Source organism: Streptomyces sp. NPDC002306 (assembly GCF_053593435.1).
Genome location: NZ_JBSFCK010000006.1, coordinates 16,823 through 35,691, shown reverse-complemented (window position 1 = coordinate 35,691; position 18,869 = coordinate 16,823). Strand labels below are relative to the sequence as shown.

Genomic DNA, 18,869 nt, shown 5'->3' with positions numbered 1-18,869 from the left:
GTGCTGCCGAGCGTAGTGTGGGGAGGCCGGGTGACGCCGTGTGACTTGACCTGAACGAGGGGGACTCCCCGGCGGACGGCCCCTAGTCTGAGGGGGTTTGATCATCGCCACCCCCCCAGAGGAGCGCATGTGAGGCACATCCGGCAGCAGTCCACCGGACGTGGCACCGTCCTCGGCCGCAAGGCCGTCGTCGGGGTCGTCCCCGTCGCCGTCGCGGCCCTGCTCGCGACCGCCGGGCCCGCGAGCGCGGGCACCACGGGCGCGTCCGGTGCCGGAGACCCCTATTTCCCGTACGCCGGAAACGGCGGCTACCACGTCAGCCACTACGGACTGACCCTGGACTACGACCCGGCGAGCCGCCATCTCACCGGCAAGGCCGTCCTCACCGCCCGCGCCACCGCGCGGCTGACCCGCTTCGACCTCGACTTCAAGGGCCTGAAGATAACCGGCCTCACCGTCGACCGCGACAAGGCGGCCTTCCGGCGCAGCGGACAGGAACTCGTCGTCACCCCGCGCCACGCCCTGCGCAAGGGCCAGGCGTTCCGCGTCACCGTCACCTACAGCGGCACCCCCGGCCCCGTCACCGACCCGGACGGCTCCCTCGACGGCTGGATCCCCACCGACGACGGAGCGTTCGTCGCCGGTGAGCCGCAGGGCGCCATGACCTGGTTCCCGGCCGACAACCACCCCAAGGACAAGTCCTCCTACGACTTCACCATCACCGTCCCCGAGGGACGGGCCGCGGTCGCCAACGGCGTCTACCTCGGCAAGCGCACCGCCCACGGCAGGTCGACGTATCGCTGGCGCCAGTCCGAGCCCATGGCCGCCTACCTCGCCACGGCGACCGTGGGGAAGTTCAAGGTCGAGCAGTACACCACCCGCGACGGCATCAAGGTCTACAACGCCGTCGACCCGCGCGAGGCGACCGCCGCCGCCCCCGTGCTGAAGAAGCTGCCGTCCGTCCTGGAGTGGGAGAGCAAGGTCTTCGGCCCGTACCCGTTCCGCGCCGCCGGCGCGATCGTCGACCACGCCCCCGACGTGGGCTACGCCCTGGAGACCCAGACGCGGCCCGTCTACGACTCCGCGCCCGACCTGGACACCCTCGTCCACGAGAGCGCCCACCAGTGGTTCGGCGACTCCGTCTCCCTCACCAGCTGGAAGGACATCTGGCTCAACGAGGGCTTCGCCACGTACGCCGAGTGGCTCTACAGCGAGCAGCACGGCGGTGACAGCGCGCAGAAGACGTTCGACGCCCTGTACGCCCGTCCGGCGGGCGACGACCTGTGGGCGTACCCGCCCGCCGACCCCGGCAGCGGCGCGGACATCTTCGGCACGCCCGTCTACGCGCGCGGCGCCATGGCCCTGCACGAACTGCGCACCGCCGTCGGCGACCGGACGTTCTACCGGATCCTGCGCGCCTGGGCCGGCGAGCACCGCGCCGGGCACGGCACGACCGCGCAGTTCGAGCGCCTCGCGGAGCGCGCGTCCGGAAAGAACCTGGACAAACTGTTCAAGACCTGGCTCTACGACAGCGGCAAGCCGAACAGGCCGTAGAACCTGACGGGTTCCTCACACACGTCGGCCATCGTCGACGCATGATCACTCGCACCACCCCCCGCGTCGCCCTGTTCGCCGCCGCATCCCTGCTGGTCACCGGATGCGGCGGTGGCGCCGCGGCGAGCGAGGGCGCGGCGCTCGCCGCCTCGGCCCCGGCCGCCCCCGCCCCCGCGCCGCCGCGGCCCTCGGCCGAGGCGGCCCCGGAGCACCTGCCCGGCCTCGGACCGAGGACGCTGGAACGCATACCGCCGGGCACCCGGCAGGCCGTCGTCGTGACCGGCCACGCCGTGGACTCCCCGGTGTCCACGGTCGTCGTGTACGAGCGCACCGACGCGGGCTGGCACGCCGGGCCGAGCCGGCCCGCCCACAACGCGCTCAGGGGCTGGACCGACCGCCACCACGCCGGGGACCTGCACTCGCCCGTCGGCGTCTTCACCCTCACCGACGCCGGCGGGAGACTGCCCGACCCCGGAACCCGGCTGCCCTACGACCGCTCGGCCGGGTTCGTCTCGCCCGGCACCGGCTTCGAGGGCGAGCCGCTGACCGGCTCCTTCGACTACGTGATCGCCATCGACTACAACCGCGAGCCCGGTACCTCGCCCCTCGACTGGACCCGCCCCCGCGGCGCGGGCCGCGGCGGAGGGATCTGGCTGCACGTCGACCACGGCGGCCCCACCCACGGCTGTGTGAGCGTCTCCCGCGGCCATATGCGGGCCCTGTTGCTGGCGCTCGACCCCGATCGGCACCCCGTCGTCGTGATGGGCGACGCGACGTCCCTCGCCCGCTGACCGCTTAGGATCCGCCCTGTGTGCGCATTCGTACTGGTGGCCGAGGATGACGAGATGCAGGCCGAGCTCATCCGCCGCTCGCTGCTCGCCGAGGGCCACACCGTGACCGTGGTCCACGACGGCCGGGCCGCCCTCGACGCCGCCCGGCGGCAGCGGCCCGACCTCGTCGTGCTCGACCTCATGCTGCCGGTCATCGACGGGTTCGGGGTGTGCCGGGTGCTCCGGCGGGACGACGACATCCCGGTGCTCATGCTCACGGCGCGCTCCGAGGAGGACGACGTCCTGCTCGGCCTGGAGATCGGCGCCGACGACTACATGACCAAGCCGTACAGTCCGCGCGAGCTGATGGCCCGTGTCCGGACCGTCCTGCGACGCGGCGGGCGGTCCGGTGAGGGCCGCTCCGAGAACCCTGTCGTACGGACCGGCGGCATCGAGGTCGATCCCGCCCGGCACGAGGTGCGCTGCGACGGGCGGCCGGTGGAGTGCACCCCCGCGGAGTTCCAGATCCTGCTGGCCATGGCCGCCGAACCCGAGCGGGTCTTCTCCCGGCGGCAACTGCTGGAGTGCACGCGCGGCGCCGACCGGGCCTCCACCGAACGGGCCGTGGACGTGCACATCATGAACCTGCGCCGCAAGATCGAGCCCGACCCGCGCCGCCCGGTCCGCCTGCTGACCGTGTTCGGCATCGGCTACAAGCTCGGCGGCGGCCGCGCGTGAGGCGTCGCGGCGACATCCCCCTGCGCAAGCGGCTGCTGGTCCGGCTGCTGATCGCCTCGGCACTCATCGCGGTGTGCTCCGTCGCGGCGACGGCGTGGCTGGCGGCGGAGACCACCACCCGCGCCCTGCGCGAGGAACAGGGGCAGGATCTCGCCACCGACATGGACATCCTCGCCGAGCTGAGCGGATACGCGGCCACGCATCCCGACTGGAAGGGCGTCGGCAAGACCGTACGCACCCTGTCCGCGCGCACGGGCCGCCGGATCGCCCTGACCACCGCGGACCGCGCCCCGCTCGCCGACTCCGCGTCCGGCGGCACCTCCCTGCCGCCCCGCCCCGCCGCCACCGTCGACCCCCTGCGCACCGACACCTTCAGCCGGCCCGGCGCACAGCTCAGCGGCATCGACCCCCGGGTGGTGGGCCCCTACCGGCTGCCGGCGGACGAGCGGCGAAAGCTGGACGGGCTGGCGAAGCTGCGGCAGAAGTGCTTCGCCCGCGCCGGGCTCCCGACCACCATCGAGCGCACGCCCAGCGGCCGTCCCGTCCTCACCGACCCGGACGGGACCACGGGCTCCGACTACGTGCCCGAGGCCTGCGCCGACGGCAAGCTCAACACCTCGACCCCCACCGAGAACCAGGCACTCCAGGCGCTGGGCACCCTCGCGGCCCCCTGCCTGGAACGGCACGGCCTGCCCCGGATCGTCCCCTACCTCGCGCCCGCCTCGGGCGACACGCAGGGCGCCGGGGTGCGCCCGGGCCTCGGGGCCTACGGCAAACCTGGCCTCGACAAGGCCTCGGGCCAGATGCAGGCCTGCATCGACAGCGCGCGCGGCGCCCAGCTCGACCCGTACGTCGCGCCGACGGCCGAACTGTTCCTCGGCGGCGGAAGCGGCGGCGCCACCCGCTTCGACATGTCCCCGGCCAACAAGGCGAAGATCGTTGGCGCGGCCGGTCTGGTGCTCGCCGTCACCTTCGCGGTGACCGCCGTGGTCGCCACCCGGCTGGTCCGGCCGCTGCGCGCCCTGACCACGGCGGCCCAGCAGCCGCCGGAGCGGTACGTCCGCGTGCCCGTCACCACCCGGGACGAGACCGGCATCCTCGCCCTCGCCTTCAACGAACTGGCCGACCGCCGGGAACGCCTGGAGGTCCAGCGCAAGGCCCTGGTCAGCGACATCGCCCACGAGCTGCGCACCCCGCTCACCAACATCCGCGGCTGGCTCGAGGTCACCCGCGACGGCCTCGTCGCCCCCGACCCGGCGCTGCTCGCCTCCCTGCACGAGGAGGCCGTGGTCCTCCAACGCGTCATCGACGACCTCCAGGACCTCGCGGCCGCCGACGCCGGCACCCTGCGCCTGCACCGCGAACCGCTGAGCGCCGCGGACCTGCTCGCCCAGGTCGCCGCCGCCCATCGGGTGGCGGCCGACGCGGCCGACGTCGGGCTGCGCACCGCGGCCGAAGGTGACCCGTGGCTCGACGCCGACCCGGTCCGGATGCGCCAGGTCCTCGGCAACCTGGTCTCCAACGCGCTGCGCCACACCCCGGCCGGGGGGACGGTCACCCTGACCGCCCGCCGGGCCGGCGAGGGCGTCGTCCTCCAGGTGGCCGACACCGGCGGCGGCATCGCCGCCGACGACCTGCCGCACGTCTTCGACCGCTTCTGGCGCGCCGAGAAGTCCCGCAGCCGCCGCACCGGAGGCAGCGGCCTCGGTCTGGCCATCGTCCGGCACCTGGTCGCCGCGCACGACGGCACGGCCGAGGCCGCGAGCGAACCCGGTGCCGGCGCCACCTTCACCCTCCGGCTGCCGGCGGCCCCGGCACCGGAGGAGGTCTGACACCGCTCGGGCTAGCCCGAGCGGCGCCGCCGGACGTCCAGCCGGCGCTTCAGCGCCCGCCGTTCCGTCTCGTTCGTGCCGCCCCAGACACCGAGGGCCTGCCCGGTGTCGAGCGCGAACTCCAGACACCGCTCCTGGACGGGACAGCGTCGGCAGACGGCCTTCGCCTGTTCCGTCTGGAGCAGCGACGGCCCGGAGGTGCCGATCGGGAAGAAGAGGTCCGGGTCCTCCGTGCTGCACGCGGCGTGTGCTCGCCAGTCGTCCATCAAAGTCACCTGCGATCCAGGTCGTTTGCGCCCTTGAAGATGAATTACTCGCCTTCGGGTCACCTGTCGACGCGGTGCCAAACAGGACAACGGTGTTCCGTGGTGCGGGAGTCAGTGTTCCCGCATCCCCCACGGCGAGCCGTACGCGGTCAGCAGGTCCAGGAACGGGCGGGCCGGGAAGGCCTCCGGACCGAGGACGCCGGAGCCCGACCAGGCGCCCGTGGCGAGGAGTTCGAGGGCCACGACCGGGTTGACCGCGGTCTGCCACACCACCGCCTGGCAGCCGTACTCCGCCATCGACCACTCGTTGTCGACCACGTGGTAGAGGTACACCTCACGCGGCGCGCCGTCCTTCACGCCCCGCACCCAGGTGCCCGCGCAGGTCTTGCCGCGCATGCGCTCGCCGAGCGTCGCCGGGTCCGGCAGGCAGGCGGCGACGACGTCCCGAGGCGAGACCGCGACCGGCCCGTCCGGGCCCGGCACGGTCACCGGTTCGGTGCGGTCCAGACCCAGCAGGCTCAGGGTCTTCAGTGTGCGGATGAAGTCCTCGCCGAGGCCGTACTTGAAGGTGACCCGGCGGGCGTCGACCCAGCGCGGCACGAGCAGCACCTCCTCGTGCTCCACGTTGACGCACTCGACGGGGCCGATGCCCTCGGGGAAGTCGAACACCTCGGGCTCGCTGAAGGGCGCGGTGGTGAACCAGCCGCGGTCGGCCTCGTAGACCACCGGCGGGTTCAGGCACTCCTCGATGGTGGTCCAGATGTTGAACGACGGCGCGAAGTCGTGACCGTCGACGGTGAGGTTCGCGCCGTCGCGGACGCCGATCTCCTCGATCTCGTCGAAGAGTTCGTCGGCCGCGTGCCGCGCGAAGACGTCCGACAGGCCCGGCTCCACGCCCATGCCGACGAGCGCCAGGGCGCCCGCCTTCTCCCACTCGGCCGCCCGCGCGAACTGCGCGTCGCCGAGCTTGACCCCGCACTCCTCGTACGGCCGCTCGGGGTGCGGCCGGGAGAGCGACATCGCCATGTCGAGATAGGTCGCGCCCGCGCCGCGGGCCGCCCGGAACAGAGGCTCGACGAAGCGCGGGTCGGTGGCGTTCACCAGCACGTCACAGCCGTGCCGGCGCAGCAGCGCGGCCACCGCGGCCTCGTCGCCGGCGTCGACCCGCTCGGCGCGGAAGCGCGCCCCGTCGTCGCCGAGGGCCGCGACCGCGGCCTCGGCGCGGGCCGGGTCGTGGTCGGCCACCACCGTCGTGTCGAAGAACGGCCGCCGGGCCGCGATCCGGGTGATCGCGGTACCCACACCGCCGGCTCCCACGAGCAGAACACGCATGACGAGATCTCCTTCTCGGGTGAACGAATGACGGGGGCCCCGGCCGAGATACAACGCCTCCCGCCGTCGTAAGGTCAATGGCGTTGGCGTAAGGGTGTGAGGCGCGGGACGGGAGGCGCTCGGGCCCAGGGCGCTCGGGCGCGGGGCGTCGGACACATGGCCCTCGGGCGCGGGGCGCACCGCGCCCGACGCGGGAGCGAGACGCCCAGGAGGAGACGGCGATGCCCAAACCGGTGGTCCCCGAGGAGAAGCGGCGCCGACGTCGGCCCACCAGGGGCGGCACCGTGCTGTCCGAGCGGCTGATCGTCGACACGGCGCTGCGGATGCTCGGCGAACACGGCGGCGCCGGGCTCTCCGCCCGCCGCCTCGGCCTGGCCCTGGACTGCGACCCGAGCACGCTCTACCGCTACTTCCGGGGCATGGACGATCTGACCCTGGCCATCGGCGACGCCCTCATCGGACGTGCCCTGCGCGGCTGGCGGCCGACGGGGGAGTGGCGGAGCGACCTGCACGCCATCGGGCTGCGCATCCACGCCGCCTACGTCGCCCACCCCCAGGCGGCCCTGCTCACCGCGAGCCGGGTCACCGGCCGCACCCACGAACTGGCCGCCGACGAGGCCGTCCTGGACGTCCTGCGCACCGCCGGCTTCCCGCTGCCGGACACGGTCCGGATCTACCACGCCTTCATCGACCAGACGCTCGCCTTCGCCGCCCTGGACGCGGCCTCGCTCGCCCTGCCGCGCGCCGCGCTGCGCGCCGACGAGGACAAGTGGCGCTCGACCTACGCCCACCTGCCGGCCGCCACCCACCCGCGCATCGCCGAGGCGGCGCCCCTGCTGGCGACCCGCATGGTCACCAGCGCCTATCCGACGGCCCTGGAGATGCTCCTGGACAGCGCGGAGTGCCGCCTACGCGCGACGTGAGGCCGGCGCGGGGCGCTGTTTCGCCGGATGCCTGATGTCCGGCGTTCGATGCTTTGGTCCGCCGTGCCGTGCGGGCTGTCGGATCGCTCCGGGCCTCCCGGGCCCCGGGCCTCCCGGGCCCCGGGCCTCCCGGCCTCCCGGGCCCCGGGCCTCCCGGCCTCCCGGGCCCCGGGCCTCCCGGGCCCCGGGCCTCCCGGCCTCCCGGCCTCCCGGCCTCCCGGTCTCCGGGCCTCCTGGTCTCCGGGCCTCCCGGCCCCCGGGCCCCTGGGCCTCCCGGGCTTCCGGCCCTCCCGGGCTTCCGAGCCTCTGGGCTTCCGGCCCTCCCGGTTTCCGGGCCCCCGGGCTTCCGGGCCCCCGGGCTTCCGGCCCCCCGGGCCTCCGGCCCCCCGGGCCTCCGGCCCCCAGGCCCCCGGGCCTCCCCGCCCGCCGGGGCCGGCCGGCGCCTGCGCTATGCGCTCAACGTTTCCGCCGCCGTGGCCGTCACCGCTTCGGCCAGTGCTGCCAGGGCCGGGGAGTCGAGCTTCCACTGCTGCCAGTGGAGCGGAACGTCGACCACGCCGTCCGGCGCGAGACGCACGAGGCGGCCGGTCCTCAGCAGCGGCGCCGCCTGCACCTCCGGCACCATCCCCCAGCCGAGGCCGGCGCACACGGACGCGACGAAGCCCTCCGACGTGGGGACGAAGTGCCGTACGGGACTCGCGCCGGCGTGGCCCCGGCGCAGGCCGCGGACGAACGCGTCCTGGAGGTCGTCCCGCCGGTCGAAGGTCACGACCGGCGCGGCCGCGAGCGCCTCGTCGAGGGGGCCGCCGAGATACCGTGCCGCGAAGTCGGGGGAGGCCGCCGCGAGGTAGCGCATGGTGCCCAGGGCGCGGACCGAGCACCCGGCGACCGGCTCGGCCGACGAGGTCACCGCGGCCATCACCAGCCCCTCGCGCAACAGCGCCGCCGTGCGGGTCTCGTCCTCGCGGCGCAGTTCGAAGCAGAGCCGGGGCTCCCGCGGGACCCGGGAGAGCGCCGGGAGAAACCAGGTCGCCAGCGAGTCGGCGTTGACCGCGACCGTCACCCGGGTCGGTTCACCGGCGCCGCTCATCCCGAGCTCGGCGCGCGCGTCCCGCTCCAGCCGGGCGAGTTGGCGGGCGAACCGGACGACGACCTCGCCCGATTCGGTCGGCCGCACCGGCTTGGTCCGCATCAGCAGCACCCGCCCGGTGCGCTGTTCCAGCGCCTTCACCCGCTGACTCACCGCCGACGGCGTCACATGCAGCGCGGCGGCCGCCGCGTCGAACGTGCCCTCGTCCACCACGGCCAGCAGCGTCCGTACCTGGTCGAGGGGCAGCTCCGGCATGCCCAGCCCCACGTCAACCTTCACGAGCGCTAATGATACGTAAGAATCTTTAGCTGTACGTCCAGTGATCTCTTCCCTAGCGTCGGGGTCATGCACAGCTCCCTGGCCGCCGCGGCCGCCGGATTCGGCACCGGTCTCTCGCTCATCGTCGCCATCGGCGCCCAGAACGCGTTCGTCCTGCGCCAGGGGATCCGCCGCGACGCGGTCCTCGCCGTCGTCGGCATCTGCGCCCTGTCCGACGCCGCCCTGATCGCGCTCGGGGTCGGTGGCGTCGGCGCCCTGGTGGTGGCGTGGCCGGGGGCGCTGACCGTCGTCGGCTGGATCGGTGGCGCGTTCCTGCTGGGCTACGGCGCCCTCGCCGCCCGCCGGGTCCTGCGGCCGGGCGACGCGCTGCGCACGGACGGTCCGGGACCGGGGTCACTCCGGCGGGCCGTGCTGACCTGCCTGGCGCTGACCTGGCTCAACCCGCACGTCTACCTCGACACCGTCTTCCTGCTCGGGTCCGTCGCCGCCGACCGGGGCCCGCTGCGCTGGACCTTCGGACTCGGTGCCGCGTGCGCCAGCCTGTGCTGGTTCGCCGCACTCGGCTTCGGCGCCCGACTGCTCTCCCGCTTCCTGGCCAGGCCCGCGTCCTGGCGTGTCCTGGACGGCCTGGTGGCCGCGACCATGATCACCCTCGGCGCCCTGCTCATCGCCGGCAGCTGAGCCGGAGCGCCGGAGCCGGAGCGCTGGAGCCGGTGCGCCGGAGCCGCAGCGCCCGAGCCGGTGCGCCTCCGGCGGCACCGCCGGAGACGCGGGCACCAGGACGCGCGCGATTCTCCGGCGGCCGGGACCGCGGGCTCCGAAGCCCCTGCCGGTGCTGCGATAGTGATCCCCGGACCCGAAAGATGTAACGAGCAACCAGGAACCCCGTGGACACCAGCGAGAGCAGTACCGAGTCACCGACAGCGGCCCCGGATCCGGCGCCGCCCCGGCACGGCTGGCGCCGCTGGGCCATGGACACCCGCCCCCTGCGCCGCCCGGCCTACCGCCGGCTGTGGACGTCGACGATCGTCACGGCCGTCGGCAGCCAGCTCACCGCCGTCGCCGTGCCCAAGCAGATCTACGACATCACCGGCTCCTCGGCCTGGGTCGGCGCCGCGAGCCTCGCCGGACTGCTGCCCCTGATCGTGTTCGCGCTGTGGGGCGGTGCGGTCGCCGACACCGTCGACCGGCGCAAGCTGCTCCTGATCACCAACATCGGGATAGCCGTCACCTCGCTCCTGTTCTGGGTCCAGGCGGTCGTCGGGCTCGGGTCCGTGGTGGCGCTGATGGTCCTGCTGGCCGTACAGCAGGCGTTCTGGGGCCTCAACGCACCGGCCCGCAACGCCTCCATCGCCCGGCTGGTCCCCGAGGGCGAACTGGCCGCCGCGAACGCCCTCGGCTCGACCGTCATGCAGACCGGACAGGTGGTCGGACCGCTGCTGGCCGGCGTCCTCATCCCCGTCATCGGTCTGCCCGAGCTGTATCTCATCGACGCGGTCGCGCTGTGCGTCACGGTGTGGGCGGTCCACCAGCTGCCCTCGCTGCCGCCGCTCGCGGCCGTGGCGCGCCGCGCCGGCGTCCGGGAGATCGTGGCCGGGTTCCGCTATCTCGCCGCGCACAAGGTGCTGCTGCTGTCGTTCGTGGCCGACATCGTCGCCATGGTCTTCGGCATGCCCCGCGCCCTGTTCCCGCAGCTCGCCGCCGAGACCTACGCCCCCTACGGCGAGGGGCTCGCGCTGGGGCTGCTGTTCGCGGCGATCCCGATCGGCGCGGTGGCGGGCGGCCTGTTCTCCGGCACGTTCTCCCGGGCCCGCCGGCACGGCTGGATGGTGATCGGCGCGGTCGTGGCCTGGGGTGCCGCCATCACCGGCTTCGGGCTGAGCCGCAACCTGTGGCTCGCGGTGGTGTTCCTGGCCGTCGCGGGGGTCGCCGACATGGTCTCCATGGTGTTCCGCGGCGCGATCCTGCTGTCCGCCGCCACCGACGAGATGCGCGGCCGGATGCAGGGTGTCTTCACGGTCGTGGTCGCGGGCGGCCCGCGGGTCGCCGACGTGCTGCACGGCACGGCGGGCTCGGCCTTCGGGCCCGGCACGGCCGTCGCGGGCGGCGGCCTGCTGGTCGTGGTGGTCATGCTGGGTCTGGCGGCCGCGGTGCCCGCCCTGCGCCGCTACCGCGTCTGAGGCCCTGCCCCGCGCCGTGACCGCTACAGGGCGCTGCGGCGGCGCACGGTGTACTGCTCCATCAGTTTGCCCCGGGTGATCTCCAGCCGGTGGGCGAGGATCTCGGCGACGGTCCGGATCAGCGCCATCCCGAGCTCCGGTTCCGCGTCGCACAGCTCCCGCACCGGCTGCGCCTCGAACTGGTAGGCGCGCACCGGGCTGAAGGCCTCCGCGCCGAAGTCCCACACGTACGGCGGGAACAGCCAGGACCAGCCGAGCAGGTCGCCCGCCCCGAGGCCGGCCACCGTCACCCGCTGGGCGGAGGTGACGTGCTGGTCGAGGGAGACGGCACCCGAGCGGATCACCCAGAAGCGGTCGGCCGTGCCGCCCGACTCGAAGATCCGGGTGTCCTCGGGGAAGGAGACCTCCCGCGCGAGCGACATCAGGCGCAGCCGCTGGGACGGGGGCAGGGAGGTCAGGAGTTTGGTCGCTCTGGTCATGGACGGGGCTCCTCCCCGGCGAAGTGGAGGGAGGTCGGCCGCTCGGCGGTGTGCCACCGCTCCCGGTGACTTCCCCTACGCCCCATTTCAGCCGTTGCCGACGCCTCGGGCACTTCGGCGGGACCAGCGCCGCAGGACGTGGGCCGGCACGCGGGTGGGGGTGGTAGAGGCAGTTACCCAGGACACCCGCCGTTCAACCGGCCAAGGGCCGTACTCCCCGGTCCGGGGCATGGAAAAGCCCTGGCTGGACGGGGGAGGCCAGCCAGGGCCGTCACGCGGTGGTGTGCGGAGGACGGTACGGTCGACCCCGCCACCACGTATGGATGAACGCTAAACCATCATGCGGGGATTCACCCAACCAGGACCGGGTTGGGTGACCTGTTTCACTCACCGGCCCCCTCGCGATGCCTGCCGGGGGTGAGGATCTCGTCCATCACCCTGATCACCGCCTCATAGGCCAGCGTCCGTACGGCCGCCTCGCGCGCCCCGTCCGGATCCGTCGCCCTCAGGTCCCCGCTCCGTGCCTGCCAGGTCCGCGCCTCCTGCTGGGCGCAGTTCCTGGCTCGCTGCATACGGCGCACCAGCTCGTCCGAGTCCACGACATCCGTCATGTCGTCCGACTACCCCCGTTCCGCCCGTCGATGACGGTGCTTTCGCTCGGGGACGGCAGGTTTGGCGGCTCTGCTTCAGGTCAGCCGAACAGAGGAGGATCCGCCGATTCCGGGCGGGGCGGTCCGGTCCGGTCCCGGTTGCTTCCTCGATCGCCCATCACGAGATCACGGGCCACGAGGCCATCACGGACGTCGAGGCCACGATCGCGAAGCCACGGATCACGGATCACGAGGTCACGATCACGAGGTCACGATCACGAGGTCACGGACCACGGATCACGTGGTCACGGATCAACGTGGTCACGGATCAAGAGATCGCCAGATCACCGATCACTCAGGGAGCGAGACCATGCGTGCCAAGCAGTCGACCGGACATCTCGCGGATCCCGTCCGGGGCCCGGACGACCCGTGCGGCCCGGGCGGGTCCGGCGACAGGCGGCCCTGGTGCCCGGCCGACGTCCGCACCGCCGTACGGCGGGTGGTGGACCGGGAGTGCCGGGCGGCGGGGTCGCCGTACGACGAGAACGCCCTCGGCGACGCGCTGCTCGTCGCCTCGGAACTGACGACCAACGCCATCCTGCACGGTGGTGGGGTCACGGGGTTCGACGTCGGCGTGGAAGGGCGCAGTGTGCGGGTGTCCGTCCGCGACCGCAGCGAGCGGCTGCCGGTGTTCACTCCCTCCACCGGCCCCCGTGGGCGCTGCCGGCCCGGCGGGCGTGGCTGGCCGATCGTGTGCAGGCTCGCGCGGGACGTGCGCGTGTCGGACCTGCCCGCGGGCGGCAAGCAGATCACCGCCGTGGTGCCTCTCTTCTGACGCGCGCCCGAGCCGGACCGAGCCGCCTGAGCCGGGCCGACTCGGACCGGGCCGCATCCGGATCCGGCCAAGCCCAACCGGGCCCGGCGGCGCCGAGTTTGTCCCCAGGAAGGTCGGGCAGACGATGGTTCGTGCTTCGGACCGGAGGCGCGCCGATGGGAGCGGTACGCCCCGGCGCCTCAGGGCCCCGTCCGGGCGGACCCGTCGTCCTCGGCAAATCCCCTGAAATCACCTGATCAGGAGCGATTCTGCAATGCTCATCGACATATCGACAAGCAGCCATGACGCCTCCGATCGCCCCACCCCGCCCGCCGGGCGGCACCATGACGACAGCCCCGACACCGTGGCCCGGTTCCGCCGTCTGACGGAGCTGGAGCACGGGCCGGAGCGGGACGCCGTCCGCGACGAACTCGTCGCGGCCTGGCTGCCCATGGCCCACCGGATCGCCGGCCGCTTCCGCGAGCGCGGCGAGTCGCTGGAGGACCTGCGGCAGGTGGCCGCGCTGGGACTGGTCAAGGCCGTGGACCGGTTCGACCCGTCCCGTGGCGCCTTCGAGAGCTACGCCGTGCCCACCATCACCGGCGAGGTCAAACGGCACTTCCGCGACCGTATGTGGGCGCTGCGCGTGCCCCGCCGAGTGCAGGAACTGCGCAACAAGGTGCGCGTCGCCCGCCGCGAGATCACCCAGAGTCCGGGTGCCCCCGAACCCTCGGTCGCCGACATCGCCGCCCACACCGGACTGACGGAGGACGAGGTCGGCGCGGGCATGGAGGCGATGGAGAGCTTCAGCACCCTCTCGCTGGACGCCGAGCTGTCCTCCGCCGACGACGGCTACAGCCTGGCGGACACCCTGGGCACCTCGGACACGTCGTACGACGTCGTGGTCGACCGCGAGGCCGCCAAGGAAAGCCTGCGGCAGCTGCCCGAACGCGACCGCGCGATCCTCTACATGCGCTTCTTCGAGGACATGACGCAGAGCCGCATCGCCGACCGGCTGGGCATCTCCCAGATGCACGTGTCGCGGCTCATCAGCCGCAGCTGTGCCCGGGTGCGCGACGAGGCGCTGGAGCAGCGCGGGAGCCGGCCCCGGGCCGGCCGGCGCGACACCACCGGCTGAGCCGGACCCCTAGCGTCCACGCCTCGCGGGCCGGCGCCGCGCGTGTGACCCGTCGCTGCCGGGGAAGCCGGATGCCAGGAGGACCGTATGGACACGACAGTCAGTGCACGAGGCGGCCGCAACGAGGCCGAGCGCGTGGCGAAGGGATCCGCGACGGAGGGTGCCGCCCGGGCGGGGCTCTGCGCACGCGGGGTCATCTATCTGCTCGTCGGCGTGCTCGCGCTCCAGATCGCCCTGGGCGACGGAGAACGCCAGGCGGACCGCGGCGGCGCCCTCGCCGAACTCGCCGACAAACCCTTCGGCGCCGTACTGCTCTGGGTGCTGGGCATCGGAGTGGTCGGCATGGCGCTCTGGCGGCTGTCCGAGGCGGTCTTCGGCTCGGTCGGGCCGGACGGGCGCAAGGCGAGCAAACGACTGCTGTCGGTCGTGCGCTGCGTCTTCTACACCACCGTCGCCTACTCGGTGCTGTCGTTCGCGGCGGGATCGAGCGGTACCGGGAGCGGATCCAGCGACAAGCAGTCCAAGGACGTCACCGCCCGGGTGCTCGAGCTTCCCGCGGGGCAGTGGATCGTCGGCGTGGTCGGGGCCGGGATCGTCGTGGCGGGCGTCTGGATCGGGGCCCGCGCCGTCATGCGCTCCTACCGCGACAAGCTGAACCTCGGCGAGATGCCACGCTGGGCCCGGCGCACCGTCGACGTGACGGGCGTGGGCGGCGGCGCGGCCCGCGGACTCGTGTTCGCCGCGGCCGGCGCCTTCGCCATCCGGGCCGCCATCGACTACGACCCCGACCGCGCCAAGGGGATCGACGACACGCTCCGTTCGTTCGCCGGCACCCCGCTGGGCCCGGCGCTGCTGGGGTGCGTCGCGGCCGGTCTCGCCCTGTTCGGAGTCTTCTCCTTCGCGCTGGCCCGCTGGCGCCGGGTCTGACGGCTCTCATCCCTGGGCGACGGGGGCGGCGCCGGTGGCGGGGGTCGCCACCGGAACGCCCAGTGGCCGGGCCAGGCCCACCACCGCCTCGTCCAGGCGCTGGAGATGGCGCAGCACCCGGTCGGTGATCCGGCCGTACCGGGGCGTGCGGTCGGGCCCCAGCAGCGAGGCGATGGAAGGGCCGGTCTCCACCTCCACCTCGGTGGTGACGTCCTGGTCCCCGACGTGCGCGGCGATCGTCGCGATGTTGTGCACCACACGCCGCCCCGCCCGCCGCAGCCGCGGGTCCGCCGCGATCGACGGGTGGGTGGGCAACTGCTCCGCGGCCGCCGCCAGCGTCCGGGCGTGATAGGCGCACGTCTCCAGCAGCGCGACCACGTACTGGGCGGTGCTGCGCCGGGTCCGCAGCGGAGTGACCGGATGCGTCAGCGGCAGGGCGGCGGACCGCAGATCGGCCAGCGCCTGGTCCAGTTCGCGCGACTTGTCCAGCAGATCGTCCGCGCCCCCGCCGCTGAGCTGCCCGACCGCCGCGTCCGTCATCTCGGCCAGCCGGTCGAGGACGGTGACGAGAAGCTCGTCGGTGCGGCGGTCCGTGCCCACCGGCAGCACCACCGCCGCCGCGATCACCCCGCAGGCCGCGCCGAGCGCCGTCTCCTCCACCCGCAGCACGAGCACCGACAGGCTGTAGGTGTGCAGCAGGGTGTAGAGCACCCCCAGCGCCGCGGTCACGAAGAACGACATCAGCGTGTACGACAGCGGAGCCGTGTAGAACATCGCGAAGACGCACACCAGCACCAGCGCGAAGGCCGGCCAGGTGTGGTGCCCGACCAGTCCCGCCAGCCCGATGCCCGCCACCACGCCCAGCACGGTGCCCACCAGCCGACGGGAGCCCTTGACCACGATCTCGCCGGTGGACGTCGTGTTGATGAAGACGATCCAGCAGGTCAGCACGGCCCAGTACCAGCGCTGGTCGGAGAGGAACTCCCCGCCGACGATGGCCAGCGCCGACCCGACGGCGACCTGCACGGCCGTCCGCGTGGTGGGCCGCTTCAGCCCGGTGGCCACCTCCTCCCGCGCCTCGTGCTCCTCGGCACCGGCGATGGCCGCGTCCTCGGCCTCCAGTTCCTCACGGGAGCGGGTCGTCGAAGGGGTGTCGTCGGACTCGTCCTGCGGCCCGTCGAGAGCCGTCCGCAGCCCGAGCACCGCCCGGGCGGCCTCGCCGATCCCGCGGAAGACGTCCTGGACGGCGGGGGAGGCGGACGGCAGGCTCTCCTCGTCCCGGTAGCCCAGCAGCCGGTTGCGCACGTGGGCGGGCGCGGTCCCCGCGTCTCCCGAGACCGGCCGCTGGACCAGCATGCGCAGCGCCTGAAGGTCCCGGCGCAGGGTGTCCGTCCCCTGCTCCCGCACCAGCAGGCCGCCGCCCGGCGGGGCGGGCGCGCCGGGCAGGTGCAGGGTGAGCGTGTCCGCGCGCTCGGTACCGCGCGCGGTCAGCAGCAGGAGTCCCAGCCGCTCGGCGGCGACCTCGGCGTCCGCGATCCGGCGCTGTACCTGCCGCGCCACCGCCTCGTCGGACGTGCCGTCCTCCAGCTGGCCCTGGATCATCATCGCCGTGTCGTGCAGGCGCGCGGTGCCACCGCGCAGGTGCCCCAGAGTCTTCTCGATGTCGTCGGGTCCGGCGTCGAGCAGTTCGAGCTGCGCGGACACCAGTTGCGCGAAGCGGGCCCGGAACGCCTGCCGCAGCCGGTCGAGCACGCGCTGCGGGGTCTCCGGCACGAGCGCGAACCGCACCACGGCACTGGCCACGAACGCGATGGTGAGGGTGACCCACAGCGTCGGCAGCGCGGGGACCGTGGCGCCGACGAACAGGGAGAGGAAGTAGACCTGGAAGCCGATCAGTCCGAGCGCCGTGCCGCGTTCGCCGAACCGGCGGCTGTACACGGCGCAGAAGATGAGCACGACGAAGAAGAGGTCGCCCAGCACGACCCGGGAGCTCAGCACCGCGCCCAGGGTCACCGAGACCAGGGCCACCGGCAGGCCCGCCGCGAGGGTGAGGGCCTGCCGGTCGCGCCGCTTCTCCCGGATGGCGAACGTGGCGACCATCGCCGCGACCGCGCCCGCCACCAGCTGCGGGACACCGGCCCGCAGCAGGGCGAGCGCGGCGAGGGTCAGGGCGAGCGCGCCCACCGTCCGCAGCCCGGCGGAGAGCCGCAGCAGCCCGGGATCGGACGCCGCCACATGGTCCCTCAGCCGGGCCCGGACCGATCGTTCAGCTGACCTCACGCCGCCGTACTCTCTCCCGCCGCTCCGCTCCGCCGCGCGGCACGCGCGCGTGCCGCGCGCCAGGTCACGGTCGCGCCGCGTCCGCCTCGATCACGTGCGCCCGCAGCTGTTCGGGCGTCAGGTAGCTGTCGGTGTACTCGAAGTCCTTCAGCCGGGCCGGCCTGCGGGTCTGGAAGCCGGTGCGGACGAAATCGTCCCCGGCGACCGCGTTGAGCGTCCAGTTCGTCAGCACGCGGGTCTTGGCGACGAAGGTGCGCAGCGCCGACCAGTGGTAGCCGCGCGCCACCACCTGGGCCGGCAGCCCGCGCAGCTCGATGCCCAGCGGCTTGGAGACGGCGTCCTTGCCGCCGAGGTCGACGACCAGGCCGAGGTCCTTGTGCACGTACGGGCTCAGGGGCTGGTCGCGCAGGGTCGCGATGACGTTGTCCGCGACGTGCCGGCCCTGCCGCATGGCGTGCTGGGCCGTCGGCGGGCAGACCGCGTCCTCCACGCCCTTGGCCAGGTCGGGCACGGCGGCCGCGTCGCCGAGCGCGAACACGCCGTCGTGTCCGGGCAGGCTCATGTCCGCGCCGACCGCGAGCCGCCCGCGGACCGTCTCCGCGCCGAGCGTGCCGACGAGCGGACTGGCGACCACACCCGCCGTCCAGATCAGGGTGCGGGTGGGCACCACCCGGCCGTCCGTGAAGGTGACCTCCTCGGGACCGGCCTTGGCGATCGAGACGCCCAGGGAGATCTCGATCCCACGCCTGGTCAGGATCTCCTGGGCGCTGCGGCCGAGCTTGTCGCCCAGCTCGGGCATCAGCTTCGGGGCGATGTCGATCAGGTGCCACTTGATCAGGGACGGGTCCAGCCTGGGGTAGCGCTTGACGGCGCTGTGCGTCAGCCGTTGCAGGCAGGCGGCGGTCTCGGTGCCCGCGTAACCGCCGCCGACCACCACGAACTGCAGCCGGGAGGCACGCTCCACCGGATCGTCGCTGGCGTCGGCGAGGTCCAGCTGGGAGATGACGTGGTCACGGATGTAGGCGGCCTCCGCCAGCGTCTTCATGCCGAACGCGTGATCGGTCAGCCCGGGGATGTCGAAGGTGCGGGTGATGCTGCCGGGGGCGAGCACGATGTAGTCGAACCGCTCGTCGACGATCTTGTCGGTGATGGTGCGGATGACGCAGACCTTGGCCTTGAGGTCCACGCCGATGGCACCGCCGGGAATGATCCGCGTGCGGTACTTCCTGCTGCGACGCAGGGAGACGGCGATCGACTGGGGTGTCAGCACCCCGGAGGCGACCTGGGGCAGCAGCGGCAGGTAGAGCTGATAGGCGAACGGTGTCACCAGGGTGATGTCGGCCTCGCCGGGAGCGAGTTTGCGCTCCAGGCGTCGCACGCACTCCACCCCCGCGAAGCCCGCGCCCACCACCAGGATCCTGGGTTGTGTCACGTTGGTTCATCCCTTCTGCGGCTCCAGGCGGTCTGCCTCGACGTCATTCGCGTGCCCGTCGATCGCTGCTTCGCACCTCTCGATCCCACCGCGCCCGAGGTCCTCCCGCCAGCCGGGTGCGGCATGCAGACGAATGAACGAAGACCCAGTCTGCCTGTTCGAGGGCCGGGGCGCGTGGGGAGCGGCGAAGTGCGGGCGATCCACGTGTGTTCCGGTCCGGCCGCGGGCCGTGTACCCGGGGATCG

General features: G+C 73.5%; 17 protein-coding genes. 10 read left to right on the top strand and 7 right to left on the bottom strand.

Going from position 1 to position 18,869, the window contains the following annotated elements:
- The first annotated feature begins 138 nt into the window (after window positions 1-138).
- Genes ACWCQK_RS14175 through ACWCQK_RS14160 form a run of 4 tightly spaced genes read left to right on the top strand, consistent with a single transcriptional unit; the run spans window position 139 to window position 4,894 of the window.
- Entirely contained in the window at window positions 139-1,554 is a 1,416-nt protein-coding gene (locus tag ACWCQK_RS14175) for a M1 family metallopeptidase (protein WP_451155697.1), read from the top strand.
- 41 nt (window positions 1,555-1,595) lie between these two features.
- Window positions 1,596-2,345, top strand: coding sequence for a L,D-transpeptidase family protein (locus tag ACWCQK_RS14170; protein ID WP_451155387.1), 750 nt, complete (start codon window positions 1,596-1,598; stop codon window positions 2,343-2,345).
- Window positions 2,346-2,363: 18 nt separating this feature from the next.
- Window positions 2,364-3,062, top strand: coding sequence for a response regulator (locus tag ACWCQK_RS14165; RefSeq protein ID WP_451155386.1), 699 nt, complete (start codon window positions 2,364-2,366; stop codon window positions 3,060-3,062).
- Window positions 3,059-4,894 carry an ATP-binding protein gene (locus ACWCQK_RS14160; protein ID WP_451155385.1) on the top strand — a complete coding sequence of 612 codons (1,836 nt, stop codon included), beginning with the start codon at window positions 3,059-3,061 and terminating at the stop codon, window positions 4,892-4,894. Before ACWCQK_RS14165 ends, ACWCQK_RS14160 begins: the two co-directional genes overlap by 4 nt.
- 11 nt (window positions 4,895-4,905) lie before the next feature.
- Here ACWCQK_RS14160 and ACWCQK_RS14155 read toward each other — a convergent pair whose 3' ends face one another.
- Both ACWCQK_RS14155 and ACWCQK_RS14150 read right to left on the bottom strand, forming a co-directional pair.
- Complete coding sequence (locus ACWCQK_RS14155) at window positions 4,906-5,160, bottom strand: WhiB family transcriptional regulator (protein WP_451155384.1); 255 nt, start codon at window positions 5,158-5,160, stop codon at window positions 4,906-4,908.
- 111 nt (window positions 5,161-5,271) lie between these two features.
- Window positions 5,272-6,492, bottom strand: coding sequence for a saccharopine dehydrogenase family protein (locus ACWCQK_RS14150; RefSeq protein ID WP_451155383.1), 1,221 nt, complete (start codon window positions 6,490-6,492; stop codon window positions 5,272-5,274).
- 221 nt (window positions 6,493-6,713) lie between these two features.
- Between ACWCQK_RS14150 and ACWCQK_RS14145 the strand changes: the two genes are divergently transcribed.
- Entirely contained in the window at window positions 6,714-7,415 is a 702-nt protein-coding gene (locus tag ACWCQK_RS14145) for a TetR/AcrR family transcriptional regulator (protein WP_451155382.1), read from the top strand.
- A 448-nt stretch (window positions 7,416-7,863) separates the two neighbouring features.
- Here ACWCQK_RS14145 and ACWCQK_RS14140 read toward each other — a convergent pair whose 3' ends face one another.
- The gene (locus tag ACWCQK_RS14140) at window positions 7,864-8,760 is read right to left on the bottom strand and encodes a LysR family transcriptional regulator ArgP (RefSeq protein WP_451155696.1); all 897 of its coding nucleotides are present in this window, start codon (window positions 8,758-8,760) and stop codon (window positions 7,864-7,866) included.
- A 90-nt stretch (window positions 8,761-8,850) separates the two neighbouring features.
- Here ACWCQK_RS14140 and ACWCQK_RS14135 point away from each other — a divergent pair, with 90 nt between their 5' ends.
- Entirely contained in the window at window positions 8,851-9,465 is a 615-nt protein-coding gene (locus ACWCQK_RS14135) for a LysE/ArgO family amino acid transporter (protein ID WP_451155381.1), read from the top strand.
- 206 nt (window positions 9,466-9,671) lie between these two features.
- Complete coding sequence (locus ACWCQK_RS14130) at window positions 9,672-10,964, top strand: MFS transporter (RefSeq protein WP_451155380.1); 1,293 nt, start codon at window positions 9,672-9,674, stop codon at window positions 10,962-10,964.
- A 23-nt stretch (window positions 10,965-10,987) separates the two neighbouring features.
- Here ACWCQK_RS14130 and ACWCQK_RS14125 read toward each other — a convergent pair whose 3' ends face one another.
- Together ACWCQK_RS14125 and ACWCQK_RS14120 are read right to left on the bottom strand one after the other, a co-directional pair.
- The gene (locus ACWCQK_RS14125; RefSeq protein ID WP_451155379.1) at window positions 10,988-11,443 is read right to left on the bottom strand and encodes a cyclic nucleotide-binding domain-containing protein; all 456 of its coding nucleotides are present in this window, start codon (window positions 11,441-11,443) and stop codon (window positions 10,988-10,990) included.
- Between the two features lie 383 nt (window positions 11,444-11,826).
- Window positions 11,827-12,054: a hypothetical protein gene (locus ACWCQK_RS14120; protein ID WP_451155378.1), complete on the bottom strand. Its 228-nt coding sequence runs from the start codon at window positions 12,052-12,054 to the stop codon at window positions 11,827-11,829.
- Between the two features lie 349 nt (window positions 12,055-12,403).
- Here ACWCQK_RS14120 and ACWCQK_RS14115 point away from each other — a divergent pair, with 349 nt between their 5' ends.
- The 3 genes from ACWCQK_RS14115 to ACWCQK_RS14105 all read left to right on the top strand — a co-directional run bounded on the left by ACWCQK_RS14115 (window position 12,404) and on the right by ACWCQK_RS14105 (window position 14,912).
- Window positions 12,404-12,868: an ATP-binding protein gene (locus ACWCQK_RS14115; RefSeq protein ID WP_451155377.1), complete on the top strand. Its 465-nt coding sequence runs from the start codon at window positions 12,404-12,406 to the stop codon at window positions 12,866-12,868.
- 253 nt (window positions 12,869-13,121) lie between these two features.
- Entirely contained in the window at window positions 13,122-13,985 is an 864-nt protein-coding gene (locus ACWCQK_RS14110) for a SigB/SigF/SigG family RNA polymerase sigma factor (RefSeq protein WP_451155376.1), read from the top strand.
- 87 nt (window positions 13,986-14,072) lie between these two features.
- A complete protein-coding gene (locus ACWCQK_RS14105; RefSeq protein WP_451155375.1) occupies window positions 14,073-14,912 on the top strand; it encodes a DUF1206 domain-containing protein in 840 nt (279 codons plus the stop codon).
- Between the two features lie 6 nt (window positions 14,913-14,918).
- Here ACWCQK_RS14105 and ACWCQK_RS14100 read toward each other — a convergent pair whose 3' ends face one another.
- Entirely contained in the window at window positions 14,919-17,192 is a 2,274-nt protein-coding gene (locus ACWCQK_RS14100; RefSeq protein WP_451155374.1) for an FUSC family protein, read from the bottom strand.
- Between the two features lie 64 nt (window positions 17,193-17,256).
- Window positions 17,257-18,624, bottom strand: a complete 1,368-nt coding sequence (locus ACWCQK_RS14095; RefSeq protein WP_451155373.1) for an NAD(P)/FAD-dependent oxidoreductase — start codon at window positions 18,622-18,624, stop codon at window positions 17,257-17,259.
- Window positions 18,625-18,869: the final 245 nt, after the last annotated feature.

Coding starts and splice junctions, on each gene's coding strand:
- ACWCQK_RS14170 (WP_451155387.1), top strand. CDS start 1,596: ATGATCACTCGCACCACCCCCCGCGTCGCCCTGTTCGCCGCCGCATCC.
- ACWCQK_RS14155 (WP_451155384.1), bottom strand. CDS start 5,160: ATGGACGACTGGCGAGCACACGCCGCGTGCAGCACGGAGGACCCGGAC.
- ACWCQK_RS14150 (WP_451155383.1), bottom strand. CDS start 6,492: ATGCGTGTTCTGCTCGTGGGAGCCGGCGGTGTGGGTACCGCGATCACC.
- ACWCQK_RS14145 (WP_451155382.1), top strand. CDS start 6,714: ATGCCCAAACCGGTGGTCCCCGAGGAGAAGCGGCGCCGACGTCGGCCC.
- ACWCQK_RS14140 (WP_451155696.1), bottom strand. CDS start 8,760: ATGCCGGAGCTGCCCCTCGACCAGGTACGGACGCTGCTGGCCGTGGTG.
- ACWCQK_RS14135 (WP_451155381.1), top strand. CDS start 8,851: ATGCACAGCTCCCTGGCCGCCGCGGCCGCCGGATTCGGCACCGGTCTC.
- ACWCQK_RS14125 (WP_451155379.1), bottom strand. CDS start 11,443: ATGACCAGAGCGACCAAACTCCTGACCTCCCTGCCCCCGTCCCAGCGG.
- ACWCQK_RS14120 (WP_451155378.1), bottom strand. CDS start 12,054: ATGACGGATGTCGTGGACTCGGACGAGCTGGTGCGCCGTATGCAGCGA.
- ACWCQK_RS14115 (WP_451155377.1), top strand. CDS start 12,404: ATGCGTGCCAAGCAGTCGACCGGACATCTCGCGGATCCCGTCCGGGGC.
- ACWCQK_RS14110 (WP_451155376.1), top strand. CDS start 13,122: ATGCTCATCGACATATCGACAAGCAGCCATGACGCCTCCGATCGCCCC.
- ACWCQK_RS14105 (WP_451155375.1), top strand. CDS start 14,073: ATGGACACGACAGTCAGTGCACGAGGCGGCCGCAACGAGGCCGAGCGC.